Below are 22,101 nucleotides of genomic sequence, written 5' to 3' on the forward strand. Positions count from 1 at the left end.
GAACGGTTGTCATGGCACCCACCCTCACCCGCAGACACCTCTTCGCCACCGCCGCGGGCATGGCGACGATGGCCCTCCTCGCAGCCTGCGGCAGCGGTTCGGCCGGCGGCGGAGGCGGCAACACGGTGCGCTTCGGCTACATCGGCGACTTCAACGGCGCCAGCCTGATCGCCATCGCAGACGCCAAGGGACTGTGGAAGAAGCACGGCCTGAAGGCCGACAGCAAGGTCTTCACCAACGGCCCGCTCCAGATCCAGGCACTGGGCACCGACAACCTCGACTTCGGCTACATAGGCCCGGGCGCCATGTGGCTGCCGGCCTCCGGCAAGGCCAAGGTGATCGCCCTCAACACGCTCGGCGACTCCGACCGGGTCATCGCCCAGCCCGGCATCAACTCCATGCAGGAGCTCAAGGGCAAGACCGTCGCCGTACCCGAGGGCACCTCCGGCGACATGATTCTCACGCTCGCCCTGAAGAAGGCGGGGATGACCAAGAGCGACATCAAGGCCGTCCCCATGGACCCGTCGACGATCGTGGCCGCGGTCTCCTCCAAGAAAGTCGACGCGGCGGGCTTCTGGTACCCGGCGGCGGCCACCATCAAGAAGCAGGTCCCCGGCCTCGTCGAGCTCGCCAAGGACAGCGACTTCAAGGACGACGTCTCCTTCCCCACCGCCTTCGTGGCCGGCAACAAGCTGGTCAAGGAACAGCCTGACAAGGTCAAGAAGGTCCTCGCCGTGCTGCGCGAGGCCATCGACTTCCGCGCCGAGCACACCGACGAGGCCATCCAGCTCACCGCCGCCAAGCTGAAGATCCCCGTGGACCAGGTGAAGGCCGACGCCGCCAACAACAAGCTGCTCAGCGTCGACGAACTCGACGCCCTGACCAAGGACGGCACCGTCGACAAGTGGCTCAAGGGCATGAACGACTACTTCGTCCAGGCGGGCAAACTCAAGCAGCCCCTCGACCCGAAGTCGTACTACACCGGCGACCTCTTCATGGAGGCCGGCAAGTGAGCGAGTCCCGCAACGACCGGAAGAACATCCTCTTCCTGATGACCGATCAGCATCGCGTGGACACACTCGGCTCGTACGGAAACGCCTTGGCGCACACGCCGGTTCTCGATGAACTCGCCGCCACCGGAACCCGGTTCGACCGCTGGTACACCCCCACCGCGATCTGCACCCCCGCCCGCGCAAGCCTGCTCACCGGCCAGGCGCCGTTCCGCCACCGGGTCCTCGCGAACCACGAGCGCAACGTCGGTTATATCGAGGACCTCCCCAAGGGCCAGTTCACCTTCGCGAGGGCCCTGCGCGCAGAGGGCTACAACACCGGCCTCATCGGCAAGTGGCACGCCGGCAACCGGCGCACCGCCGCCGACTACGGCTTCGACGGGCCCGAACTGCCCGGCTGGCACAACCCGGTGGACAACCCCGACTACCTCGCCTATCTCGATGAGCGAGGGCTCCCCCCGTACGAGATCAGCGACCGCATCCGAGGCACCCTGCCCAACGGTGGCCCCGGCAATCTGCTGGCCGCCCGGCTGCATCAGCCCGTCGAGGCCACCTTCGAGCACTACCTCGCCACACGGACCATCGAGCAGCTCGAGAAGTACGCGGCGGACCACCGCGAGCGCGAGCGGCCCTTCTTCCTCGCCCTGCACTTCTTCGGGCCGCATCTGCCGTACATCCTTCCCGACGAATACTTCGACCTCGCGGACCCGGCGGACGTCGAACTGCCCCGGTCCGTTTCCGAGACCTTCCACGGCAAGCCACCGGTGCAGCGCAACTACAGCGCGCACTGGACCTTCGACACCATGCCGATCGAGACGACCCGCAAGCTCATCGCCGTCTACTGGGGCTATGTCGCGCTGATCGACCGGCAGATCGGCCGCGTCATGGACGCGATGCAGCGGCTCGGCCTGGCCGACGACACGGCCGTGTTCTTCACCTGCGACCACGGCGAATTCACGGGCTCCCACCGGCTGCACGACAAGGGCCCCGCGATGTACGAGGACATCTACCGCACCCCCGGGCTGCTGCGGGTCCCGGGCGCGCCCGCCGGGGTGGTGCGCTCGGAGTTCGTGAGCCTGCTCGACTGCACGGCGACCATCCTGGAACTCGCGGGCATCGACCCGAAGCCGGCGGTCGACTCGCGCAGTCTGCTGCCGCTGGTGCGCGGCGAGGACCCGGAGTGGGACGAGGACATCGTCTGCGAGTTCCACGGCCACCACTTCCCGTATCCACAGCGGATGCTGCGCGAGGACCGCTACAAGCTGGTGATCAACCCGGACTCGGTGAACGAGCTGTACGACCTGCACACCGATCCGGACGAACTGCAGAACGTCTACGAGCACCCGGAACGGGCCGAGGTCCGCAGCCGGATGATGCGCCGGCTCTACGACGTGCTGCGCGAGCGCGGCGACAACTTCTATCACTGGATGACGTCGATGTACGACATCGGTGAGGTGGGGCACGACCCGACGCTCAGCGGGCTCGACGAGTCCACCTACCAGCCCTGAGGCCTCTCGTTTGGATCGTGCCGGACTCGGGGGCCCCGGCACCGCGCCGCGCGGCGTTGTCGTCGGTTGCCATGGCTCCGCCATGTCGCCCACCTCCGCCTTGCGACGCACGGCGCCGGGCCCCGCTCCCTGATCCGGCCCGATCCAATCGAAAGACCCCAGCCGCCCGGCCCGTCGGACGGGAGCCGCAGAACGAGGACCGAGGATGACCAGCGACCACCGCCCCTGTTGTACGCCGAGCGCCACGACCGTCGGCGCCGTGCCGACCCGGGCCGAGCCACCGGCGCAGGCTGCCCGGCTGCGGTCCACCAAGGGACAAGTCCGCCTACCCGGCGGCGAATTCGCGATGGGGGACGCCTTCGGGGAGGGGTATCCCGCCGATGGGGAGGGCCCCGTCCACCAGGTGCGTCTGAAGCCCTTCCACATCGACGAGACAGCGGTCACCAACGCCCAGTTCGCCGCGTTCGTCAAGGCCACCGGGCACGTGACCGACGCCGAGCGCTACGGCTCCTCCGCCGTCTTCCACCTCGCCGTCGACGCGGCACCGGCCGATCTGCTCGGCAGCGCCGCCGGTACCCCGTGGTGGATCAATGTGCGAGGCGCGCACTGGCGCTGCCCGGACGGGCCGCGCTCCGGCATCGCGGACCGCAGCAACCACCCGGTCGTCCACGTCTCCTTCAACGATGCGACGGCATACGCCCGGTGGGCGGGTAAACGGCTGCCCACCGAGGCCGAGTGGGAATTCGCCGCCCGCGGCGGTCTGGCGGGCCGGCGCTACGCCTGGGGCGATGAGCTCGCCCCGGGCGGCCGCTGGCGCTGCAACATCTGGCAGGGCCGGTTCCCCGACCACAACACCGCCGAGGACGGCTATCTGACCACCGCACCGGTCAGGTCCTACCGGCCCAACGGCTACGGGTTGTGGAACACCGCGGGCAATGTATGGGAGTGGTGCGCCGACTGGTTCTCGCCCACGTATTACGCACAGGCACCGCTCGACGACCCACGCGGACCCGAGGCGGGCACGACGCGTGTGCTGCGAGGAGGCTCCTATCTCTGCCACGACTCGTACTGCAACCGCTACCGAGTGGCCGCCCGTTCCTCGAACACACCGGACTCATCTGCCGGGAACCTCGGCTTCCGGTGCGCCAACGACGCGTAGAAGACCGATGAAGCTCAGGGCGGCACCGGCGAACCCGTCGCGGCATCGAGTGTCCCGGCGGCGGGGTGCCCGACCAGGCACCGGTCCTGCTGCCCGCCGGCCGCTGGAGGATTCGGGCCGGCCACACCAAGGCGGACGAGGAAAACTGGGTCGGCCTGGTCCAGCTCCTGGCCACCGAATCGTGAACGGGCAGTCGACCCCGGTGAGTGCGGTCACGCGCGGCGCGCAAAGTTGTGCAGATGGGCCGGCCGACGGCGACGACCAAGTTGCTGTCCGCGTCGAGCACGAACCCCGCGGCGCCGGCAGCCCTGCCGCCGGCCTCGCGATGGTGTTCAAGCTCGTCGAGTCCGCCCAGGCGCGCGGTCACCGGCGCCCACCTCGTGCCGCTCGTCCGCGTGGGCGCCCGCTTCGAAAACGGCCAGCTGCTCGAACGCGCCGAGCTCGCGGCCTGAGGACAATGTGATGACTGCCTTCGACACCTACGGGACGAACGCCTACACGGCCCAGGAGCTGTCCGACCTGCTCGCCGGCCGACTCACGGTGGCCTTCACCGAACACGACAGTGACTACCTCGGCATCTACTTCCTCGCCACCCTCGCCGACACCACGCGCATCCACGTCCAGCCGAACGCCATTCCCGGGGACGACGGCGAAGACGATCTCTACGAAGACGAGTATCCCGAGATGTCCGTAGTCCTTCTTGTCGCATCCCCGGATTCCGCTGTGCCTCTCAACGCTGAGCTCTCGGCGATCGAAGGACTCGCCTGGCTCAGATCACTTCGAGACTGAAAGGTCGCTGATCCACAGGTATTGACAATTACTCCCGATATGACGCAGATTCCCGGCAGTGCCGTAGCGGCCGAGCAGGAGATCGATCTGCTGACCGCTGCCCGACGGGCGCTCATCTCCGGTACCTCGTGAGGCCGGCCGAGCCGCAGCAGCGATCACGGCAGGGGACTGTCCGCGCTTTCGCCGGTCCGCCCTCCCACTCCAAGAGGGGCGTGATCGCCGGCCGGCACCAGCCGAACCCTCGGCCACGCCACACAGAGTGGCTCCTTGGAGTGATGAAGAGCCGCGTGCGAGGTCGTAGTGTCGGGCGGATGAGAGTGATGGACGGCAGGTGGCCCGGGTGGGGCGCCGACGCCGGGCTGGTCGTGCTGACGTTTCTACCGGCGCTGCTGTCGCAGCCGTACGTGGACACCTCCGGGGCGGCGTGGGCGTCGCTCACGGTGTACGAGGCGGTGGGCGTGGTGATCCTGCTCCTGAGGCGGCGACTGCCGGCCACCGCCTTCGTCGTGGGGTTCGCGGCCCTTCTGGTGGCGCTGGTGGGAAGCGCGGGCGCGGGGGCCAAGCTGTCGCCGCTGGTCTTCCTGCCGCTGGCGGTGCTGCTCTACAACCTGGGCAACCACACCGCGAGCTGGAGGCGGACCGTGTCGGCGCTGCTCGGCGTCATCGTGCTGGGCGTGGCCGGTCTGTGGCTGAACCGGATGACGACCGACTCCGGTGACTTCCAGGGCGGTCTGGACGTCCTCGCCGCGCTGGCCCCGATGCCGCTGGCGTGGGCGATGGGGTTCGCCGCGCGGACCCGGCAGGAACTGCTGGCCGCGGCCGAGCGGCGGGCGGCCGACGCGCGCCGGGCGCAGGCCCTGGAGGCGGCGCAGGCCACCCAACGCGAGCGGACACGGATCGCCGGAGAGATGCACGACGTGGTCGCGCATTCGCTGACCCTGCTCGTCGTGCACGCGGAGACCCTGCGGGCCCGCGGCGGTGAGCTGCCCGACTGGGCCCGCACGCAGGTGGACGGGCTGGCGGCGGCGGGCCGGCAGAGCAGCGGCGAACTGCGCGACCTGCTGCGGATGCTGCGCGACCCCGCGGACGCGGCCCCGCTCCAGCCCGTGCCGGACCTCGGCGAGCTGGACGCGTTGCTGGACAGTCACCGTGCCGCGGGAGGGACGGTCGAGCTGACGACGGCCGGCGCGCTGGAGTCCGTGCCGGGACCGGTGCAGCTGGCGGCGTACCGCGTCGTGCAGGAAGCCCTGGTCAACGCGCGCCGACACGCACCCGGGGCGCTGGTCCGGGTGCGTGTCGGCGACGCCGCGGGGGAGTTGCGGTGCGAGGTCGTGAACAGTCGCGCCGCCCGCCGCGGCACGGCCGGCGCGGGGGTCGGGCTCGGCCTGATCAGCATGGAGGAACGGGTGGGTGCGCTGGACGGCGAACTCGTCGCGGGCCCGACCGAGGACGGCGGCTTCCGCGTCGTGGCCACGATGCCGTTGGATCGTGCGGATGTCTGAGCAGATCAGCGTGCTCGTCGTGGACGACGAGCCGGTCATCCGCGCCGGACTGAGCGCGATCCTGGACAGTCAGACGGACATCACCGTGGCAGGCACCGCGGACGACGGTGAGCAAGCCGTCGAGGCGTGCGTGCGGCTGCGGCCGGACGTGCTGCTGATGGACATTCGCATGCCGCGCCGCAACGGCCTGTGGGCCCTGGCCGAGCTGGGCCGCCGGGGACTGCTCGGGCCGGGGCGCAGCCGCGTGCTCATGCTGACGACGTTCGACCTGGACGAGTACGTCGATGACGCGTTGGCGGCCGGGGCGTCCGGTTTCCTGCTGAAGAACAGTTCGTACGAGGAGCTGACCGGGGCCGTGCGTGCCGCGGCGGCCGGGCACAGCGCGCTGAGCCCCGCGGTGACCCAGCGGATCATCGAGGGCCATCTCAGCGGCCGACGCCGGCCCAGCGACCAGGACCTGGCCCGGCTGAAGGGCCTCACCGAGCGGGAGGTCGACGTACTGCGTCTGATCCGGGACGGGCTGAGCAACGCCGAGATCGCCGAACGGCTCGTCGTCAGCCTGCACACGGTCAAGACGCACGTCAGCCGAGTGCTCACGAAGACCGGCTGCCAGAGCAGGGCGCAGGCGGCGGTGCTGGCCAGGAACACCCTGCCCTGACGCGCCCCCGGCGGGCGTCCAGGGCGGCAAGACGCCGGGTAGGGCGGGGTCATTCCTTGGAGTGACCCCGCACCGGTGGGAAGCCCGCCAACGAGCGATGTACCGGGTGCGCGCCGCTGACTGAATGGTCGTTGTGCGCCGGACCCGCCGAACGGCCGCTCGACGAGTGACTGTCGGGTCCCTCTGCGCACGCAGCAACTGTCATGCGTCGAAGGGAACTTGCCATGTCCGCACACACCCCGTCCCGCCGTCACCGGATCCGTCGGGGGGCGCTGACCGTGGCGTTGGCGACCTGCATGGGCGCCGCGCTCGTGAGCTGCTCGGATGCGGGGTCGGGCGAGGCCGAGCCGGCGGCCGGGCGGAGCGCGGCGAACACAGCGGCCGCCGAGCGCCTGGCCGGCCTCGCGCAGAAGGCGGCGGACACCGGCTCCCTGGGCGTCATCGTCCGCGTCGACTCCGGCGACGGGAAGCCCGTCGAGATCGCCCGGCAGGCCGCCTGGACGGAGGACGACCACCGCCTCGCCGTCGGCGACCGCTTCCGGGTCGGGTCCAACACCAAGACGCTCACCGCGACGCTCGTCCTGCAACAGGTCGCCGAGAACAAGATCAGCCTCGACGACACGGTGGAGGAGTGGCTGCCCGGCGTGGTCAAGGGCGGCGAGCACATCACCGTCCGGATGCTGCTCAACCACACCAGCGGACTCGGCGACTTCCTGCTGACCTCGCAGTTCCTGCCCTCCCTCACCGGTCAGGAGAAGCGCACCTGGACACCGCGGGAACTGCTCGCCATCACGCCCGAGCAGGACCCGCCGGCCGAGCCCGGCGAGAAGTACTCCTACAGCAACGCCAATTACGAAGCGCTCGGGCTGATTCTCGAGAAGGCCACCGGGAGCAGCCTGACCGAGCTGATCAAGGACAAGATCACCGGACCGCTCGGCATGAAGGACTCGTACCTCGCCACGAACGGCGACTGGGACACCGACGAGACGACCGGGAAGCAGCACGTCACCGGTTACGAGCCGGACGCCGAACGCCTGAGGGCCATCCTCTCCGGGACCGTAGACCTGCCCGAAGGCGTCGGGTTCGCCGGTCCCGAGCGTTCCGGGGACAACATCGACACCTCCGCCATCGACCCGAGCTGGTCCTGGGCGGCAGGCGGCATGGTCTCCACCGCGCGGGACTGGCAGACCTTCCTCACCGCGCTGAACTCCGGCAAGCTGCTGCCGAAGGCCCAGATGAAGCAGATGCGCACCACCGTGAACGCGCCCGAAGAAGGCGGCGGCTACGGGCTCGGCCTGATGAAGGTGAACACGGCCTGCGGCACCGTCTGGGGCCACACCGGCGGCCTGCCCGGCTACTCCAGCGAGATCTACACCGACGCGAGCGGCCGGCGCAGCGTCGCCGTCCTGACGAACACGAACTTCGGCATCAAGGAAGAGAAGGCCGCCACCGCGAACAAGGCGCTCGTCGAAGCGGCCACCTGCCAGATGCTCGGCAAGCCCCGGCCCTCGCACAGCCCGGCCGGATGACGGCTGCGGACACCCGCCGGCGCCGTCTCCGCCTGCGACCGCCTCGCTGACGACCGGTACGTGACGGCTGCCGTCACGCACGCCGGGGCGAGAGGCCGGGCGACCCGCCTGCCGCGCCTTCAGACTTTGTCGGCTCCCGCGATCTCACCATCAAGTCGATCGGATCCGGTCACGCGGTCGCGGTCACCTGCCACCCCTTCGTCGTCCGGATGACCATCGAGCCCGCCGTACTGGCCCTGCTGGGCGACCGGGCCTGGTGGCTGCCGGCTGCCGCGCCGGCTCGACCGTCTCGTCCCCGATGTCGACATCGAGGGCGGGAAACTGGCCGGTGCAAGATCATGCGTTGCGCCGGGCGCGGGCCGAGCGGGCCGGGGTAGCTTCCGGCGAGACGGCATTCCACCCGGTCGTGAACTCGGGATGAGGGCAAGCGAGTCTGCGGGGTGCTGGCCGCGGTGAGCGGTGGTCCGGCCGCCGGAGGACGGTTCAAATGAGGTGACGTGGCCGTGCGGCGCTCGTAACCTGGGCTCATGGGTATCGGCTACACGTTCCTGTGATCACGAGGGCTCCCGTGCGGGAGCCGTCGCGGTCGTCCGTCCCCGTCGCGCGTCGCGGCGGCGTCTCTTCGTGGCCCGCGGGGCCAGGACCAGGAGTGTGGTATGCGATTCTCATCCTCTGTCACGTCTTCCTTCGATCTCACACGTTCCCAGCTCGTGCTGGACAGGGTCACCAAGCGGTACGACGAGCGCGTGGTCCTCGACGGGGTGTCGTTCACGGTCAAGCCCGGCGAGAAGGTCGGGGTCATCGGTGACAACGGCTCCGGGAAGTCGACCCTGTTACGGCTGATGGGCGGGCTGGAGAGCCCGGACAACGGCGAGGTGACCGCAGTCGCCCCCGGAGGCGTCGGGTATCTGGCACAGCGGCTTGAGCTGCCCTGCGGCGGCACGGTCCGCGACGTCCTCGACGCCGCCTTCGCCGACCTGCACGAGCTGGAGCGGCGGCTGCGGGCTGCCGAGGCCGAACTGGACGGGGCGGGCCGGGACGGGCTCGCGGCCTACGGCGACCTGCTGGAGGCGTTCGAGGCCCGCGACCCGTACCAGGCCGACGCCAGGGCGGACGCCGCGCTTCACGGGCTCGGGCTGCCCGGACTGGATCGCGACCGGCGGGTGGACACGCTGTCCGGCGGTGAGCGGACCCGGCTCGCGCTGGCGGCCGTGCTCGCCGCCGAGCCGGAACTGCTGCTGCTGGACGAACCCACCAACGACCTCGACGACCAGGCCGTGGCCTGGCTGGAGGCGCGTCTGCGGGAGCATCGGGGCACCGTGGTCGTGGTCACCCACGACCGCGCCTTCCTGGAGGCGGTGACCTCCGCCATCGCCGAGGTCGACGCCGAACGGCGGTCGGTGGCCCGCTACGGCGACGGCTACCAGGGCTACCTGGAGGCCAAGGCGGCCGACCGGGCCCGCTGGGAACGCGAGTACGAGGCGTACCAGGAGGAGGTCGCCCGGCAGGAGCGGCTGTCGGAGAACGCCGGGAAGATGCTGGCGTCCATCTCCCGCAAAGGCCCCTGGGCGTTCAGCGGCAACGGCCACCACCGGGCCCGCTCCTCCTCTACGGCGACCTCCCACCGGGTCCGCCAGGCCAACGAGCGGCTGCGCAGGCTGCGGGAGGACGCCGTGCCCCGGCCTCCAAAGCCGCTGCACTTCACCGCCGCCCTGGACGTCGCGCAGGGTGCTCCGCCGGCCGGCGAGCCGCTGTGCGAGGTGACCGGCGCGGCCGTCGACGGCCGACTGGCCCTGGACGCGCTGCGCATCGGCGCCGGGGAACGGCTGCTGGTCACCGGCCCCAACGGGGCCGGCAAGAGCACCTTGCTGCGATTGCTGGCGGGCGAGTTGCGCCCCGACCGGGGCGAGGTGCGCCGCACCGGCCGGGCCGGTCTGCTGCGGCAGGACCAGACGGTCACCGAGCCTCGGCGCACGCTGCTGGCCGAGTTCGCCTCCGGCCGCCCCGGACACCCCGACGAGTACGCCGAGGAACTGCTGTCGCTGGGTCTGTTCCGCGAGGAGGATCTGGCGCAGCCGATGCGTGCGCTGTCGGTCGGCCAGCGACGGCGGGCGGAGCTGGCCCGGCTGGTGTCGCGGCCGGTGGACCTGCTGCTGCTCGACGAGCCCACGAACCACCTCTCCCCCCTGCTGGTGGAGGAGCTTCAGGAGGCCCTCGGCTTGTACCGCGGCGCCGTCGTGGTCGTCACGCACGACCGGCGGCTGCGTGGAGCCTTCGACGGCGCACGGCTGCACCTGGAGAACGGGGTGCCGGTCACCCCCTGACGCGCGCCGGCATCTCCCGCGGTGCGTCGTACCAGTACGCGGCGGAGAAGGGAACGGCCGCAGCCCCCGCACGGTGGGCTGTGGCCGTTCCGGCTTCCGACCTGTCCGTGGCAGGTCAGCTCTGCATCTGGTCGGCGCGGTAGGACGGGACGTCGCCGATGATGACGCCCCCGACCGAGGTCTCGTACGACAAGCACAACTGGAAGGCCCCGGCGCCTCGGAACGGGCTCCGTGGCAGGACGAGGGCGTCTGCTGAACCTCTTGACGCGATTGGTTCAGACCTCTAGCTTCTCGGATCACCGGCGGCCAAGGATGCGTTCAGCGTTCATCATGCTGAACGCATCCTTCGGTCCGAAGACCGGTTCGGCATCGGTCCGGAGAAGGGACCCCCCACATGACCCGATCACGACTGCTCGCGGTGCCGGCCGCCGCGGGCCTCGCCCTCGCCCTCACGCTGTTCGGCGGCCCCAGCGCGCTCGCCGCCGACCCGCACGTCGCGCCCGGCGGCAACTTCGACCTGTCCGTCTGGGAGCTGCAGGAGCCGGTCGGCTCCCCCGGCAGTCCGACCACCATCCCGTCGTCCCGGCTCCAGGGCGCGAACGGCTACCAGGACGCGTACTTCTACACCGACACCCGTGACGGCGCCATGACCTTCTGGGCGCCGGAGAAGGGCGTGACGACCCCGAACTCGAACTACGCCCGCTCCGAGTTGCGCGAGATGAACCGCGACGGCAGCCCCGCCGACTGGGCGCTGTCCGGCTCGCACCGGATGAGCGCGACCCTGCGTGTGGTGTCCGTGACCAAGAACGTGTGCGTCGGGCAGATCCACCTCGGCAGCGGCGGCTCCTCCACCAAGCCGCTGCTGGAGCTGTACTACCACGCGAACGGCGACATCGTCCTCGGCACCGAGAACTCCCCGTCCGGCGGGCAGACCACGCACACCGTGGGGCACGTGTCGATCGGCAAGACCTGGAGCTACACCATCGCCATCTCCGGCGGGAACACGATCGACCTGACCGTCGACGGCACCACCACCCACTACGGCATCCCGTCGTCGTTCCAGCAGTACAAGCAGTACTTCAAGGCCGGCTCCTACAACCAGTCCTCCTCGGACAGCACGACGAACGGCGCCCGCGTGGCGTTCTACGGCCTGACCGTCAAGCACGGCTGACACGCGCCCCGACCTGCACGACTCGTGGAAAGGGCCGGACGGTCGTAGCGTCGGGTGCACGCGTCAGACAAAGCACGACGGCGGGAGCGACCATGCGCGGCTCAGTGACGGGGACGACGGTCACCCTCGCGGCAGGCGCCCTTCTGACGGCTGTCATGACCACGGCCTCGGCGAGTCCGCCCACCGCGGCCGCCCGGACCGACGCCCCGCGCCCCGCCCTGGTCGACTGCACCTGGCGCACGAACGTGCGGCCCACCGACTTCATCCTGGCCTGCGGCGACGGCAACAGCCGGCTCATGGGGCTCCACTGGAAGCAGTGGAGCCCGGACGCGGCGACGGCCACCGGCGTGAACGTGGTCAACGACTGCAAGCCGTACTGCGCGGCCGGCCACTTCCACGGCTATCCGGTGACCGTGCGGCTGCAGGACCCCAAGCCCTGGAAGAAGCAGCCGGGCGTGCGGCACTACACGCTGATGACCCTGACCTACGCGCAGGACCGGCCCGACGGCTTCCAGCAGGTCATGACCTACCCGCTCTGGGACTGAGCGCCGCTGAGCGGGCAGGCGCCGAGGCCTTCGTCAGGCGAGTTCGGCCAGGAGGTCGCCACCCTCCACCTGCTGGATGCGGTTGACGGCCAGCCGGGAGACCCGGCCCCCCTTCGGGGCGGTGATGGTGGCCTCCATCTTCATGGCCTCGATGGTGGCCACGATGGCGCCGGCGGCGACCTCGTCGTGCTCGGCCACCGCGAGCGTCACGACACCGGCGAACGGCGCCGCAACGTGTCCGGGACCGGGCCGGTCGGCCTTCTCCGTCACCGGCACGTCCGTGGCCGCGTTGCGATCGCGGACCTGGATGGGGCGCAGCTGGCCGTTGAGGGTGGCCTTCACCGTGCGCATGCCGCGCTCGTCGGCCTCGCCGACGGCGGCCAGCGGCACCGTGAAGTGGTTCAACTTTGAGAAGGGCTACGGCTTCGTCTGCCAGGACGACGGTGGCCCCGACGTCTTCGCCCACTTCTCCGCCATCGCGGGCAACGGCTACCGGGAGCTGACCGAGGGTGAGAAAGTCGCCTTCGACATCACTCAGGGTCAGAAGGGCTCCCGTCGCCCGTGCCGCTCATGTGGCGTCGTGGACGCCGAGGATCCGGTATGCAAGATGAAAGAACTGTTCGCGTTCAGCGGGTGACAGGTCCCCTAGCAGCAGGTCTTCGACCTGGGCAGCGTAGGGGGCGAGCTGGACGACGGCCTCTTGCCCGGCTGGTGTGAGGGCGAGGACTTTGCGGCGGGCGTCGGCGGTGTCCCGTTCGACGGTGAGGAGACCTCGCAGCCTCAGCCTCTCCACGATGGGCGCGGCGGTGGACTTGTCCAGGCTCGCATGGTGCCCCAGCGTTCGCTGGTCCATCGCGCCGCGCAGGTAGAGCACCCCCAAGACAGTGAACTGGGGGCCGGTGATGTCGTCGGGCAGCGTCTGCTGCCACAGCCGGGTCCGTTGCTGGAACAGACGCCTGATGAGATTGCCGGCCCCCGCGCTTGCCCGGACGACGTGTTCATCGCGGCTGGCCGCGCTGTAGCCGCCGTTCCCGTCGGCGACGGCGCCATCGGCATCCGTATCGATCACGTGATTCCTCCTGGAGCGCGTCGGCGGCAGGCAGTCCGAAGATGTTCCTCCTCCACGGTAGCCGCCTGTCGGCCGACCCCGACTTCCTGCCTTGACACCGGGGGCGCAGACCGGGCCGCTGACATTGGGACGTGTACGGAGTAATGTAGGCGCAGAAAAAAGGGCGTACACGTCCTATCTCTGCTGTCGGAAGGCACACCCATGCGACTCGTCGTGGCCATGACCGGAGCTACCGGGGCTGTCATCGGCGTCCGCCTCCTGGAAGCCCTGCGCCACCTGGAGGTGGAGACACACCTCGTCATGAGCCGGTGGGCACGCGCGACCATCGCTCTGGAAACCGAGTACACCGCCCGAGAGGTGAGCGCGCTCGCCACCGTCAATCACGGACCGCAGGATCAGGCAGCGCCGATCTCCAGCGGCTCCTACCCCACCGACGGCATGATGATCGTCCCGTGCAGCATGAAGACGGTCGCGGGTATACGGGCAGGCTTCGCGCAGGATCTCGTGGGTCGGGCGGCGGATGTGACCCTCAAGGAGGGTCGCAAGCTCGTCATGGTCGCCCGGGAGACCCCGCTCTCCACCATCCACCTGGAGAACCTGCTGGCTCTGTCCCGCATGGGCGTAACGGTCCTGCCTCCGACGCCGGCCTTCTACAACCACCCCAAGGATCTCGACGACGTCGTCGACCACATCACTGCCCGCACCCTCGACCAGTTCGGCCTCCGACTGCCCGGTGCCCGCCGCTGGAGCGGACTGGCCGGCGAACGCCACGGACGGGCCGCCGCGCCCGCCGAGTCCGAGGCCCTCCATGACGTCCTGCCCACCGACGGCGGCACCGCCTGACCCGGGCAGGCAACTCCCCCCAACACGAAGGACAACCCATGGCCTATGCCGACCTGCGGGAATTCCTTGAGAACCTGCGGAAGAACAACCAACTCCTGGAGTACTCCGAACCCGTCAAGCCCGAGCCCGACCTGAGTTCCGCGGCCGCCGCCACCACCAATCTCACCGACCGCGGGCCGGCGCTCCTGTTCGACAACATAGAGGGATACGAGCGGGGCAAGGGCCGCGTGGCCCTCAACGTGGTCGGCTCCTGGCCCAACCACGCCCTCATGCTCGGCATGGACAAGGACACCTCCGTCAAGGAGCAGTTCTTCGAGTTCGCTGAGCGCTGGGACGCCTTTCCCGGGCAGGTCGAACGTCGCTCCGACGCTCCCTGGCAGGAGCACACGCTGAGCGAGGACATCGACCTCTTCCAGTTGCTGCCGCTGTTCCGCCTCAACGACCACGACGTCGGCTGCTACATCGACAAGGCGATCGTCGTCACCCGTGACCCGGACGATCCGGAGCACTTCGGCAAGCAGAACGCAGGCATCTACCGCATCCAGGTCAAGGACAAGGACCGCCTGGGAATCCAGCCACTCGCCGCCCACGACATCGGTCTGCACCTGCAAAAGGCCGAAGAACGCGGCGAAAACCTCCCCATCGCCATCGCCATCGGCAACGAACCCGTCATCACCACCGTCGGCGGCATGCCGCTCGCCTATGACCAGTCCGAATACGAGATGGCCGCCGCCATCCAGGGCGCCCCCTATCGCATCGCCGCAGCACCGCTGACGGGCCTGGACGTGCCCTGGGGCTCAGAAGTCATCCTCGAGGGCGAGATCATCTGCGGCGAGCGGGAGATCGAAGGGCCCTTCGGTGAATTCACCGGCTACTACTCCGGTGCCCGCAGCCAGCCGGTCATCCGCATCACCCGGGTCAGCCACCGTACCGACCCGATCTTCGAGCATCTCTACCTCGGTAAGCCGTGGACAGAGATGGACTACACCCTCGCCCTGAACACCAGTGTCCCGCTGTACCGGCAACTCAAGGCCGATTTCCCCGAGGTCGTGGCGGTCAACGCGATGTACACCCAGGGCCTGCTCGGCATCATCTCCGTCAAGCAGCGCTTCGGCGGCCATGCCAAGGCGGTCGGCATGCGCGCCATGACCACGCCCCACGGTCTCGCCTACTGCAAGGTGATCATCGTTGTCGACGAGGACGTCGACCCGTTCAACCTCGCTCAGGTCATGTGGGCCCTGTCGGTGCGCTTCCACCCCCAGCACGACCTCGTCACCGTGCCAAACGGCTCAGTACTGGCTCTGGACCCGAGCTCCGACCCGGACGGCATTGTCCACAAGGTGGTCATCGACGCCACCACGCCGATCTCACCCGAGACCCGCGGCCACTACTCACACGAAGTCGCCAACCCGTCGGCCACCACCGCGTGGGAGACGATCCTGAAGGGACTGATCAAGTGACCTCCCCCCTCAACACCACCGTCTGTCCGCGCTGTGAGGAGTCCACGGTGCGCGTCATGACCACCTCCCCCGTCCCGGGCAAGTGGACCATGTACGTCTGCGACACCTGCTTCTACAGCTACCGCTCCACCGAGAGTCCCGCCATCACGGACCCCGCCGCCTTCCCCAAGGAATGGAAGGTCGACCCGGCCGACATCCCAGGCATGCTCGCCATGCCACCGGTGCCCCACCGCCGCGGCTAGGCCGTGTCCGCAAAGTCGGTTGCTCGTTGGTCTGTTCGTGGTGCGTCGTCATGAGTTGACTGATGAGTCGTGGGCGGTGATCGAGCCGTTGCTGGCTCCGTCGCGGATGGGCAGGCCGGTGCGGGACCGCCGTCAGGTGGTGAACGGGATTCTGTGGAAGCTGTCCACGGGTGCGGCCTGGCGGGACCTGCCCGAGCGCTACGGGCCGTGGAAGACGGTCTACGAACGCTTCCGCCGCTGGTCGGCCGACGGAACCTGGGACCGGCTCCTGGCCCACGTCCAGCAGCACTCGGATGCCGTCGGCACCGTCGACTGGACCATCGCGTGCGTCGACTCCACCACCGTGCGGGCCCACCAGCACGCGGCCGGGGCCCGAAAAGGGGGCCCTGGCCGGGCGAGGCGATCGGCCGGTCCCGCGGCGGGCTGACCACGAAGATCCACCTCGCCTGCGACGGCCAGGGCCGGCCCCTCGCCTTCACGGTCACGGCCGGGAACGTCAACGACTGCACCCAGTTCGAGCAGGTCATGGCCCGCATCCGCGTCCAGCGGTGCGGTCCCGGCCGGCCCAGGACCCGGCCCGAGCGGGTCGCCGCCGACAAGGGCTACTCGTCCGCGAAGATCCGCTCCTACCTCCGCCGCCGAGGCATCAAGGCCGTGATCCCCGAACGGATCGACCAGATCAACGGCCGCCTCCGCCGCGGCGAGAGCCTCTGCCGACTCGACCGGGCCGCCTACCGGCGCCGCAACGTCGTCGAGCGCTGCTTCAACAAGCTCAAACACCACAAGGCCCTGGCCACCCGCTACGACAAACGCGCCCGCCACTACCAGGCCATGGTCACCATCGCCTGCCTACTGCTCTGGCTGCCCTGACTTTACGGACACGACCTAGTACTCCAGCAGCGGTTCGTGTTCTGAGGTGCGTTTTCGGTAGTGGCATCGGCGGGCGACGGCTTGGTGGTGTCTTCTCCAGGCTGACCACTTCAGTGCGTGGGTGACGGGGTCGCGGTTGGCTCGTGGGTGAGGCAGGAGAGTGTCCAGGAGCCGCCGGATCTCTGCCACGGTGAGCGGGACGAGGGCTGATCCGTTTCTGCAGCCCCCTTTGCGGCCTCGCCGCCGGCCCGGGGTCGTGCTGCGAGTGCGGCAAGGACGGCATGAGCGAGCATCGCCAGGGTGATGTGCCGATACCAGCCGGGATAGCGGCGGACCTCGTACTCGTCCAGGCCGCATTCGTTCTTCGCGGCCTGGAAGCACTCCTCGATCGCCCAGCGGGACCCGGCCACCTGGGCCAGTTCAGCGATCTCAACACTCACCGGGGCGTAGGCCAGGTAGTAGGCCACCTCTTCAGGGTCGGACAGGCTGCGGCGGGCCATCACCCAGCGGTGATGGGTCGGCGGGTCGGGGTCGAAGATGATGTTGGCGGGCAGCTTGGCCCCGGCCCAGTCGTAGATCCGCGGACCCTTCGCCCCGTCACCGCAGGACAGTCGCTGCCAGGCATCACCGGGCGCTTCATCGATGAGCTGGTCGATGCGCCAGATGCCCGCCAGGGACTTGATCTGCTGCGACTTGGGCACCGCCACCACATAACCGATGTCGAGTTGCTCGAGCAGGCGGCGGAAGTGCCAGTCCTGCCCGTAGGCCTCGTCCGCGGTGACCCACGTGGCGGGCAGGCTGGCGGCCAGGCAGCGGCGGACGATGTTCCGGGCCAGCTCTCCCTTGGTCGCGAAGCCGCGTTCGTCGGGGATCTTCGCCGCCCGGCAGCGGTCACGATCCAAGGTCCAGGCTTTGGGCAGGTAGAGCTCCCGGTCGACCAGGGCCCGGCCCGAGCGGGTGGCGTAGGCGGCGAACACCCCGATCTGGCAGTTGTCGATCTTTCCCGATGTTCCGGTGTACTGCCGGCCGACCCCGGCCGAGGTGGTGCCCTTCTTGATGAACCCGGTGTCGTCAATGATCAACACGCCATTGGGGCCGAGGGACTCACCGACGTAGGCGCGGACGTCGTCGCGCAGGGCGTCGGCGTCCCAGACGCTGCTGTTCAGCAGCCGCTGGAAGCCGTCGGGAGTGCGATGACCTGCCCACTCCGCGAGCTGCCAGCCGTTCTTCCGTGCCGCTTGGCCCAGCAGACCGCGGACGTAGTCCCGCATCCGCCACCGCAGATCCGCCCGCCCGAACCGGCCCGCCACTCGGGCGAACACCGACTCCAACTCGTCAGCCCAGCAACCGACTTCAATCATCCCCTCCATACCAGGACAACGACAACCACCAGCTCAAGACACGAACCGCTGCTGGAGTACTAGGGCCTCTCGTTTGGATCAAGCCGGGCTCGCGGGGCCCGGCACGCGCATCTGCCGCGTTGTCGTCAGTCGCCGACTCCCCCACGCTCGGCTTCACTCGCGCGGGGGCACCCCCATCGCGTCGACTCCCTCCTCCGCCTTGCATCTGCACGCACCGGGCCCCGCTCCCTGATCCGGCCTGATCCAAACGAAAGACCCTAGGTGTATTGATCACGAGCGTTGTTGACACTGGTCGGGCTTGATCATGACGAAGACCTCCGGTGTGGTGGAGCTGTCTAGGACTGCACCGCACGGAGGTCTTCGTGTCCCACCGTAATGCCCGGCTGACCGTTCACGGCAGGCGACTGCTTGTCGAGCGTGTGTCGGCGCCGGCCGCCCTGTCGCGCATGTTGCGGCCGAGATGGGCATTTCCCGCGTGAGGACGGGGTGGCCGGGATCCAGACGAAAGACCGTAGCCCTATCAGCCGTAAGCCTTACCCGGCCAGGCGGGTGCTGCCCCTGATGTCGAGCCGGTGCGGCACCACTATGTCCAGGGGCGGCACCGACGCGGCGGGGCTGTAGATGCGGTCCGCCAGGCACTGCAGGGCACGTTCGGCGATTTGCCTTTTGTCGGGCACGACAGTGGTGAGCGGCGGATACGCGTACCGGGCGTCCTCGATGCCATCGAAGCCGACCACCGCGAGGTCGCCGGGGACGCGCAGCCCTCTTGTGTGCGCCACATGGAGGACGCCGAGGGCGAGTTCGTCACTGAAGGCGAAGACGGCATCGGGGCGCGCCCCGGAATCCAGCAGCTCGGTCATTGCCCTGGCTCCGTCCTCCCGGTGCAGCGCTCGTACCGTGCGCTGCAGTGCCTCGTCAGGCGACAGCCCCGCACGCCGTAGCGCGCGATGGTATCCCTCCAGCCGCTGCCGGGCGGTCTCGTTGTGCAGGTAGGGCTGAAGACCGATCGCCGCGATGCGCCTGCGACCGCTGTCGAGGAGGTGAGTCGTCGCCTCGTCGGCCGCGAGGACGCTGTCGACGGCCACACGGTCCGCCAGCCCCGGTGCGCGCTGCTCTCCCAGGAGAACGACCGGGATGTCGCGGGCGCGGGCGGTGAGCTCCTCCGGGCGCAAGGACCAGGGGCTGATGATGAGTCCGTCGACCACGCGTCCCCCGGTGCCTTCCAGCAGCCGTCGCTCCGCCTCGCCGTCACCGAACGTCTGGTCGATGACGACCGTCCACGAGCGCTGTTGCGCGGCAGCGACGATCAGACCGGCGAGTTCACCGAAGTACGGCGAGTGCAGCTCGGGGATGACGAGACCGATCAGACCGGTGCGGCCGGCCCTCAGGTTGCGTGCGGCCAGATTCGGTCGGTAGCCCAGCTCGTCCAGGGCTGCCTGGACACGTGCCCGTGTCTGTTCGGCGACGGACCCCGTGCCGCTGACGACGTTGGACACGGTGCGCACCGAGACCCCGGCCCGGGCTGCCACGTCCTTCAGGCGACTACTCACGGCGGCCATCTTGGCACGACGCGCAGTGGTGGACAAAGAAACTCCCAGAACGCCGCACGATCCCTATTGCAGCGATGAATGCAACGTTGCAACATGGCCCGGGACGGGCAGGACAGCGCAAGGAGGCGCCCATGACGACTCACGCCTATCCCGGTGTTTCGGCGGACCAACTGGACATCGAAGTGTCAGCGGACGTGGAGGCTCTGTACACCGACGGCATCACGGCCAGGAAGGGCGCGTTCACGCCCGAGTGGGCGGACCGGCTTCGCGAGGACATCGACAAGGCGTTCGCCGAGGCCCTCGCCCGCCCGGGCGGCGCCGTCGGACGCGGTCCGAACCGCTATTACGTCGAGATCCATCCCGAGCAGCTCCGTGGCTTCGTGGACCTGGTCGACCACCCGTGGGTGCGGTCGCTGTGCACTGCAGTGCTCGGGCCGGACTACCGCATCGTGGAGCTGGGTTTCGACGTCCCCGAGGAAGGCGCGGTCAACCAGCCCTGGCACCGCGACTTCCCCATGCCCGAGGAGACCCGGCGCGAGCGGCGTCTGACGTCACTGGCCTTCAATGTGACTGGTGTGGACACCGAGAAGGACATGGGTCCCTTCGAGATCGCGCCGGGCACCCAGTGGGACCACAGCGATGAGTTCGAGCACGGCATGTTCCCGCCGAAGTCGCACTACGGCCGGTACGAAGAACTCGCCGTGCGCAAGTACCCGCGACGCGGAGACATCTCCTGCCGCACCGCACTGGCTGTCCACCGCGGCACCAGGAACGAGTCGACGAAGTCCCGGCCCGTCCTGGTCCTGGGCGTCGACGGTCCGGAGGCGAACAACGGCGACCGGCACGATACAGCGGTCACCCGCGCCTTCTGGGAGTCCCTGCCGAAGCACGTGCGCAAGCACCTGGTCTGCCCGGTGGTGGACGAGCTGCAGCCGATCACGCAGAAGCACACCATCGAAGGTCTGGTCATGGGCGATGCCTGAGATCATCGCGGCAACCGCGACCCCGGAGCGCGGCCGGGTCCGCCAACCGACCCAGGTCTATGCCGTGGCCGCCGTATCCGCCCTGGGCGGCCTCCTCTTCGGCTACGACACCGGCATCATCTCCGGCGCACTGCTGTACCTCCGGGAGGACCTGCACCTGTCCTCCCAAGGACAGGAGGTCGTCGTCAGCGTCATCCTCGTCGGAGCAATGATCGGCGCCCTGATCTCCGGGCGGCTTGCGGGACGCCTCGGCAGGCGCCGGGTGGTGCTCTGGGTGGCGGTGATCTTCGCGGTGGGCGCGCTCGGCGCCGCCACGGCCCCGAACACAGGCGCCCTGATCGCGGCGCGCCTGGTGCTGGGGCTGGCCGTGGGCGGAGCGTCGAACATGGTGCCGGTGTACATCGCCGAGGTTGCGCCGCCGGCCGTCCGCGGCCGACTCATGGTGCTCTTCCAACTGATGGTGGCCATCGGCCAGCTGATCGCATACCTGGCGAGCTGGCTGCTCGCCGGAAGCGGCGGGTGGCGCGTGATGTTCGGCCTGGCCGTCATTCCGGCCACCGTCCTGGCGATCGGAATGACCAGACTGCCGGAGAGCCCCCGCTGGCTGGTCGAGCACGGGCACACCGCAACGGCCCACGCGGTGCTGTCCCGACTGCGGCCCCGGGGTGCCGACATCACTGGTGAGATCACCGCGATCCACGGCGTGGCCGCGGCGGCCCCGCGGCGGGACCGACGCGCACTGCTGCAGCCCTGGCTGCGACCCGCCCTGGTCGTCGCCCTCGGTGTGGCCGCCTTCTCCCAGTTGACCGGCATCAACGCGATCGTCTACTACGCCCCGACGATCCTTTCCGACGCCGGCTTCGGGCAGTCGGTCGCACTGGTCACGGGCATCGGAATCGGGGCCATGCTCGTCGTCGCGGGCGTCACCGGGGCCATCGCGGTGGACGCCATCGGCCGCCGAAGGACGATGCTGTGGTTCATGCCGCTGTCGGGCCTGGCCATGGCCGTCCTGGGCCTGGCCTTCCTGATGGGCGACTCACCGGCGCAGCACTGGACCGTGATCAGTGCCCTCTTCGTGTACATCCTGTGCAACGGCATCGGCATGCAGTCTGTGGTCTGGCTGATCGCCCCGGAGATCCTCCCCCTCGGCGTGCGCGGGCCGGCGACCAGTCTCGCCACACTGACGGTCTGGGGGTTCGACCTGCTGATCGCTGTCACGGCACTCAGTTCAATCCACATGGTGGGCAGGGCGGGAACGTTCTTCCTCTACGCCGCCCTCAACGTGCTCTGCCTCGTCTTCGTGCTGCTGAAGGTGCCCGAGACCCGCAACCGGCCCCTGGAGGACATCGAGCGCGCGCTTCGAGCACCAGGCTCACTGCGCCGCAACCTGGCCACGCCGCCCTGACCGCGCGTGCCAACCCGGCCGGCCTCCGCTTACCTTCGGGAACGGAAGGCCGCCTGCGCGTGGGCTGGCTGTCCCGGAGAACTGGGTTGCTCCCAGGGACGGCGCCGATCGGTTGCGAGGGGG

General features: G+C 69.4%; 19 protein-coding genes and 5 pseudogenes. 20 read left to right on the top strand and 4 right to left on the bottom strand.

Annotated features, from left to right (window positions below; genetic code table 11):
- Positions 1 to 11: 11 nt before the first annotated feature.
- The 12 genes and pseudogenes from ACSP97_RS31745 (at position 12) to ACSP97_RS31800 (ending at position 12,195) form a co-directional block, all read left to right on the top strand.
- Entirely contained in the window at positions 12 to 1,013 is a 1,002-nt protein-coding gene (locus ACSP97_RS31745; protein WP_355329263.1) for an aliphatic sulfonate ABC transporter substrate-binding protein, read from the top strand.
- A gap of 38 nt (positions 1,014 to 1,051) precedes the next feature.
- Positions 1,052 to 2,518: a sulfatase-like hydrolase/transferase gene (locus ACSP97_RS31750; protein ID WP_440558501.1), complete on the top strand. Its 1,467-nt coding sequence runs from the start codon at positions 1,052 to 1,054 to the stop codon at positions 2,516 to 2,518.
- Between the two features lie 205 nt (positions 2,519 to 2,723).
- The gene (locus ACSP97_RS31755; protein ID WP_358301052.1) at positions 2,724 to 3,677 is read left to right on the top strand and encodes a formylglycine-generating enzyme family protein; all 954 of its coding nucleotides are present in this window, start codon (positions 2,724 to 2,726) and stop codon (positions 3,675 to 3,677) included.
- Between the two features lie 292 nt (positions 3,678 to 3,969).
- A pseudogene (locus ACSP97_RS31760) lies at positions 3,970 to 4,129 on the top strand (IS256 family transposase); the annotation flags it as partial.
- 10 nt (positions 4,130 to 4,139) lie between these two features.
- Positions 4,140 to 4,466, top strand: coding sequence for a hypothetical protein (locus ACSP97_RS31765; protein WP_440555452.1), 327 nt, complete (start codon positions 4,140 to 4,142; stop codon positions 4,464 to 4,466).
- 320 nt (positions 4,467 to 4,786) lie between these two features.
- On the top strand, positions 4,787 to 5,968 hold the full coding sequence (locus tag ACSP97_RS31770) for a sensor histidine kinase (protein WP_440558502.1): 1,182 nt from the start codon (positions 4,787 to 4,789) through the stop codon (positions 5,966 to 5,968).
- Complete coding sequence (locus ACSP97_RS31775) at positions 5,961 to 6,626, top strand: response regulator transcription factor (protein WP_355329256.1); 666 nt, start codon at positions 5,961 to 5,963, stop codon at positions 6,624 to 6,626. The genes ACSP97_RS31770 and ACSP97_RS31775 overlap by 8 nt, the downstream gene beginning before the upstream one ends.
- 224 nt (positions 6,627 to 6,850) lie before the next feature.
- On the top strand, positions 6,851 to 8,155 hold the full coding sequence (locus tag ACSP97_RS31780) for a serine hydrolase domain-containing protein (protein WP_440555454.1): 1,305 nt from the start codon (positions 6,851 to 6,853) through the stop codon (positions 8,153 to 8,155).
- Positions 8,156 to 8,280: 125 nt separating this feature from the next.
- Positions 8,281 to 8,611: pseudogene (locus ACSP97_RS31785) on the top strand (MMPL family transporter); the annotation flags it as partial.
- A 200-nt stretch (positions 8,612 to 8,811) separates the two neighbouring features.
- Positions 8,812 to 10,479, top strand: coding sequence for a ribosomal protection-like ABC-F family protein (gene abc-f, locus ACSP97_RS31790; RefSeq protein ID WP_440555456.1), 1,668 nt, complete (start codon positions 8,812 to 8,814; stop codon positions 10,477 to 10,479).
- 394 nt (positions 10,480 to 10,873) lie between these two features.
- Entirely contained in the window at positions 10,874 to 11,650 is a 777-nt protein-coding gene (locus ACSP97_RS31795; RefSeq protein WP_355526760.1) for a polysaccharide lyase family 7 protein, read from the top strand.
- 92 nt (positions 11,651 to 11,742) lie between these two features.
- On the top strand, positions 11,743 to 12,195 hold the full coding sequence (locus tag ACSP97_RS31800) for a hypothetical protein (RefSeq protein WP_358678836.1): 453 nt from the start codon (positions 11,743 to 11,745) through the stop codon (positions 12,193 to 12,195).
- A 33-nt stretch (positions 12,196 to 12,228) separates the two neighbouring features.
- Here the strand turns inward: ACSP97_RS31800 and ACSP97_RS31805 are convergent.
- Positions 12,229 to 12,585: pseudogene (locus tag ACSP97_RS31805) on the bottom strand (biotin/lipoyl-containing protein); the annotation flags it as partial.
- Here ACSP97_RS31805 and ACSP97_RS31810 point away from each other — a divergent pair.
- Positions 12,545 to 12,832, top strand: coding sequence for a cold shock domain-containing protein (locus ACSP97_RS31810; protein ID WP_440555459.1), 288 nt, complete (start codon positions 12,545 to 12,547; stop codon positions 12,830 to 12,832). The pseudogene ACSP97_RS31805 and the gene ACSP97_RS31810 overlap by 41 nt on opposite strands.
- Here ACSP97_RS31810 and ACSP97_RS31815 read toward each other — a convergent pair.
- The gene (locus ACSP97_RS31815; protein WP_355526754.1) at positions 12,764 to 13,264 is read right to left on the bottom strand and encodes a MarR family winged helix-turn-helix transcriptional regulator; all 501 of its coding nucleotides are present in this window, start codon (positions 13,262 to 13,264) and stop codon (positions 12,764 to 12,766) included. The two genes, ACSP97_RS31810 and ACSP97_RS31815, sit on opposite strands and share 69 nt — an antisense overlap.
- A gap of 201 nt (positions 13,265 to 13,465) precedes the next feature.
- Here ACSP97_RS31815 and ACSP97_RS31820 point away from each other — a divergent pair, with 201 nt between their 5' ends.
- From ACSP97_RS31820 to ACSP97_RS31835, 4 genes and pseudogenes are all read left to right on the top strand, one after another.
- Positions 13,466 to 14,107, top strand: coding sequence for a UbiX family flavin prenyltransferase (locus tag ACSP97_RS31820; protein ID WP_440555461.1), 642 nt, complete (start codon positions 13,466 to 13,468; stop codon positions 14,105 to 14,107).
- Between the two features lie 38 nt (positions 14,108 to 14,145).
- Positions 14,146 to 15,567, top strand: coding sequence for a non-oxidative hydroxyarylic acid decarboxylases subunit C (locus ACSP97_RS31825; RefSeq protein WP_355150775.1), 1,422 nt, complete (start codon positions 14,146 to 14,148; stop codon positions 15,565 to 15,567).
- A 56-nt stretch (positions 15,568 to 15,623) separates the two neighbouring features.
- Positions 15,624 to 15,809, top strand: a complete 186-nt coding sequence (locus ACSP97_RS31830) for a non-oxidative hydroxyarylic acid decarboxylases subunit D (RefSeq protein WP_440555463.1) — start codon at positions 15,624 to 15,626, stop codon at positions 15,807 to 15,809.
- A 106-nt stretch (positions 15,810 to 15,915) separates the two neighbouring features.
- Positions 15,916 to 16,679: pseudogene (locus ACSP97_RS31835) on the top strand (IS5 family transposase).
- A gap of 110 nt (positions 16,680 to 16,789) precedes the next feature.
- Here ACSP97_RS31835 and ACSP97_RS31840 read toward each other — a convergent pair.
- Entirely contained in the window at positions 16,790 to 18,040 is a 1,251-nt protein-coding gene (locus ACSP97_RS31840; RefSeq protein ID WP_440553496.1) for an IS701 family transposase, read from the bottom strand.
- Between the two features lie 362 nt (positions 18,041 to 18,402).
- Here ACSP97_RS31840 and ACSP97_RS31845 point away from each other — a divergent pair.
- Positions 18,403 to 18,515 (top strand): annotated as a pseudogene (locus ACSP97_RS31845) (IS481 family transposase); the annotation flags it as partial.
- Positions 18,516 to 18,573: 58 nt separating this feature from the next.
- Here the strand turns inward: ACSP97_RS31845 and ACSP97_RS31850 are convergent.
- Positions 18,574 to 19,590 carry a LacI family DNA-binding transcriptional regulator gene (locus ACSP97_RS31850; RefSeq protein WP_382075659.1) on the bottom strand — a complete coding sequence of 339 codons (1,017 nt, stop codon included), beginning with the start codon at positions 19,588 to 19,590 and terminating at the stop codon, positions 18,574 to 18,576.
- Between the two features lie 131 nt (positions 19,591 to 19,721).
- Between ACSP97_RS31850 and ACSP97_RS31855 the strand changes: the two genes are divergently transcribed.
- Positions 19,722 to 20,573 carry a phytanoyl-CoA dioxygenase family protein gene (locus tag ACSP97_RS31855; protein ID WP_355150769.1) on the top strand — a complete coding sequence of 284 codons (852 nt, stop codon included), beginning with the start codon at positions 19,722 to 19,724 and terminating at the stop codon, positions 20,571 to 20,573.
- Positions 20,566 to 21,978, top strand: coding sequence for a sugar porter family MFS transporter (locus ACSP97_RS31860; RefSeq protein WP_391870663.1), 1,413 nt, complete (start codon positions 20,566 to 20,568; stop codon positions 21,976 to 21,978). The genes ACSP97_RS31855 and ACSP97_RS31860 overlap by 8 nt, the downstream gene beginning before the upstream one ends.
- Positions 21,979 to 22,101: the final 123 nt, after the last annotated feature.

Origin of the sequence: Streptomyces sp. SCPE 10, assembly GCF_051980735.1 — a bacterium.
GTDB lineage: Bacteria > Actinomycetota > Actinomycetes > Streptomycetales > Streptomycetaceae > Streptomyces > Streptomyces misionensis.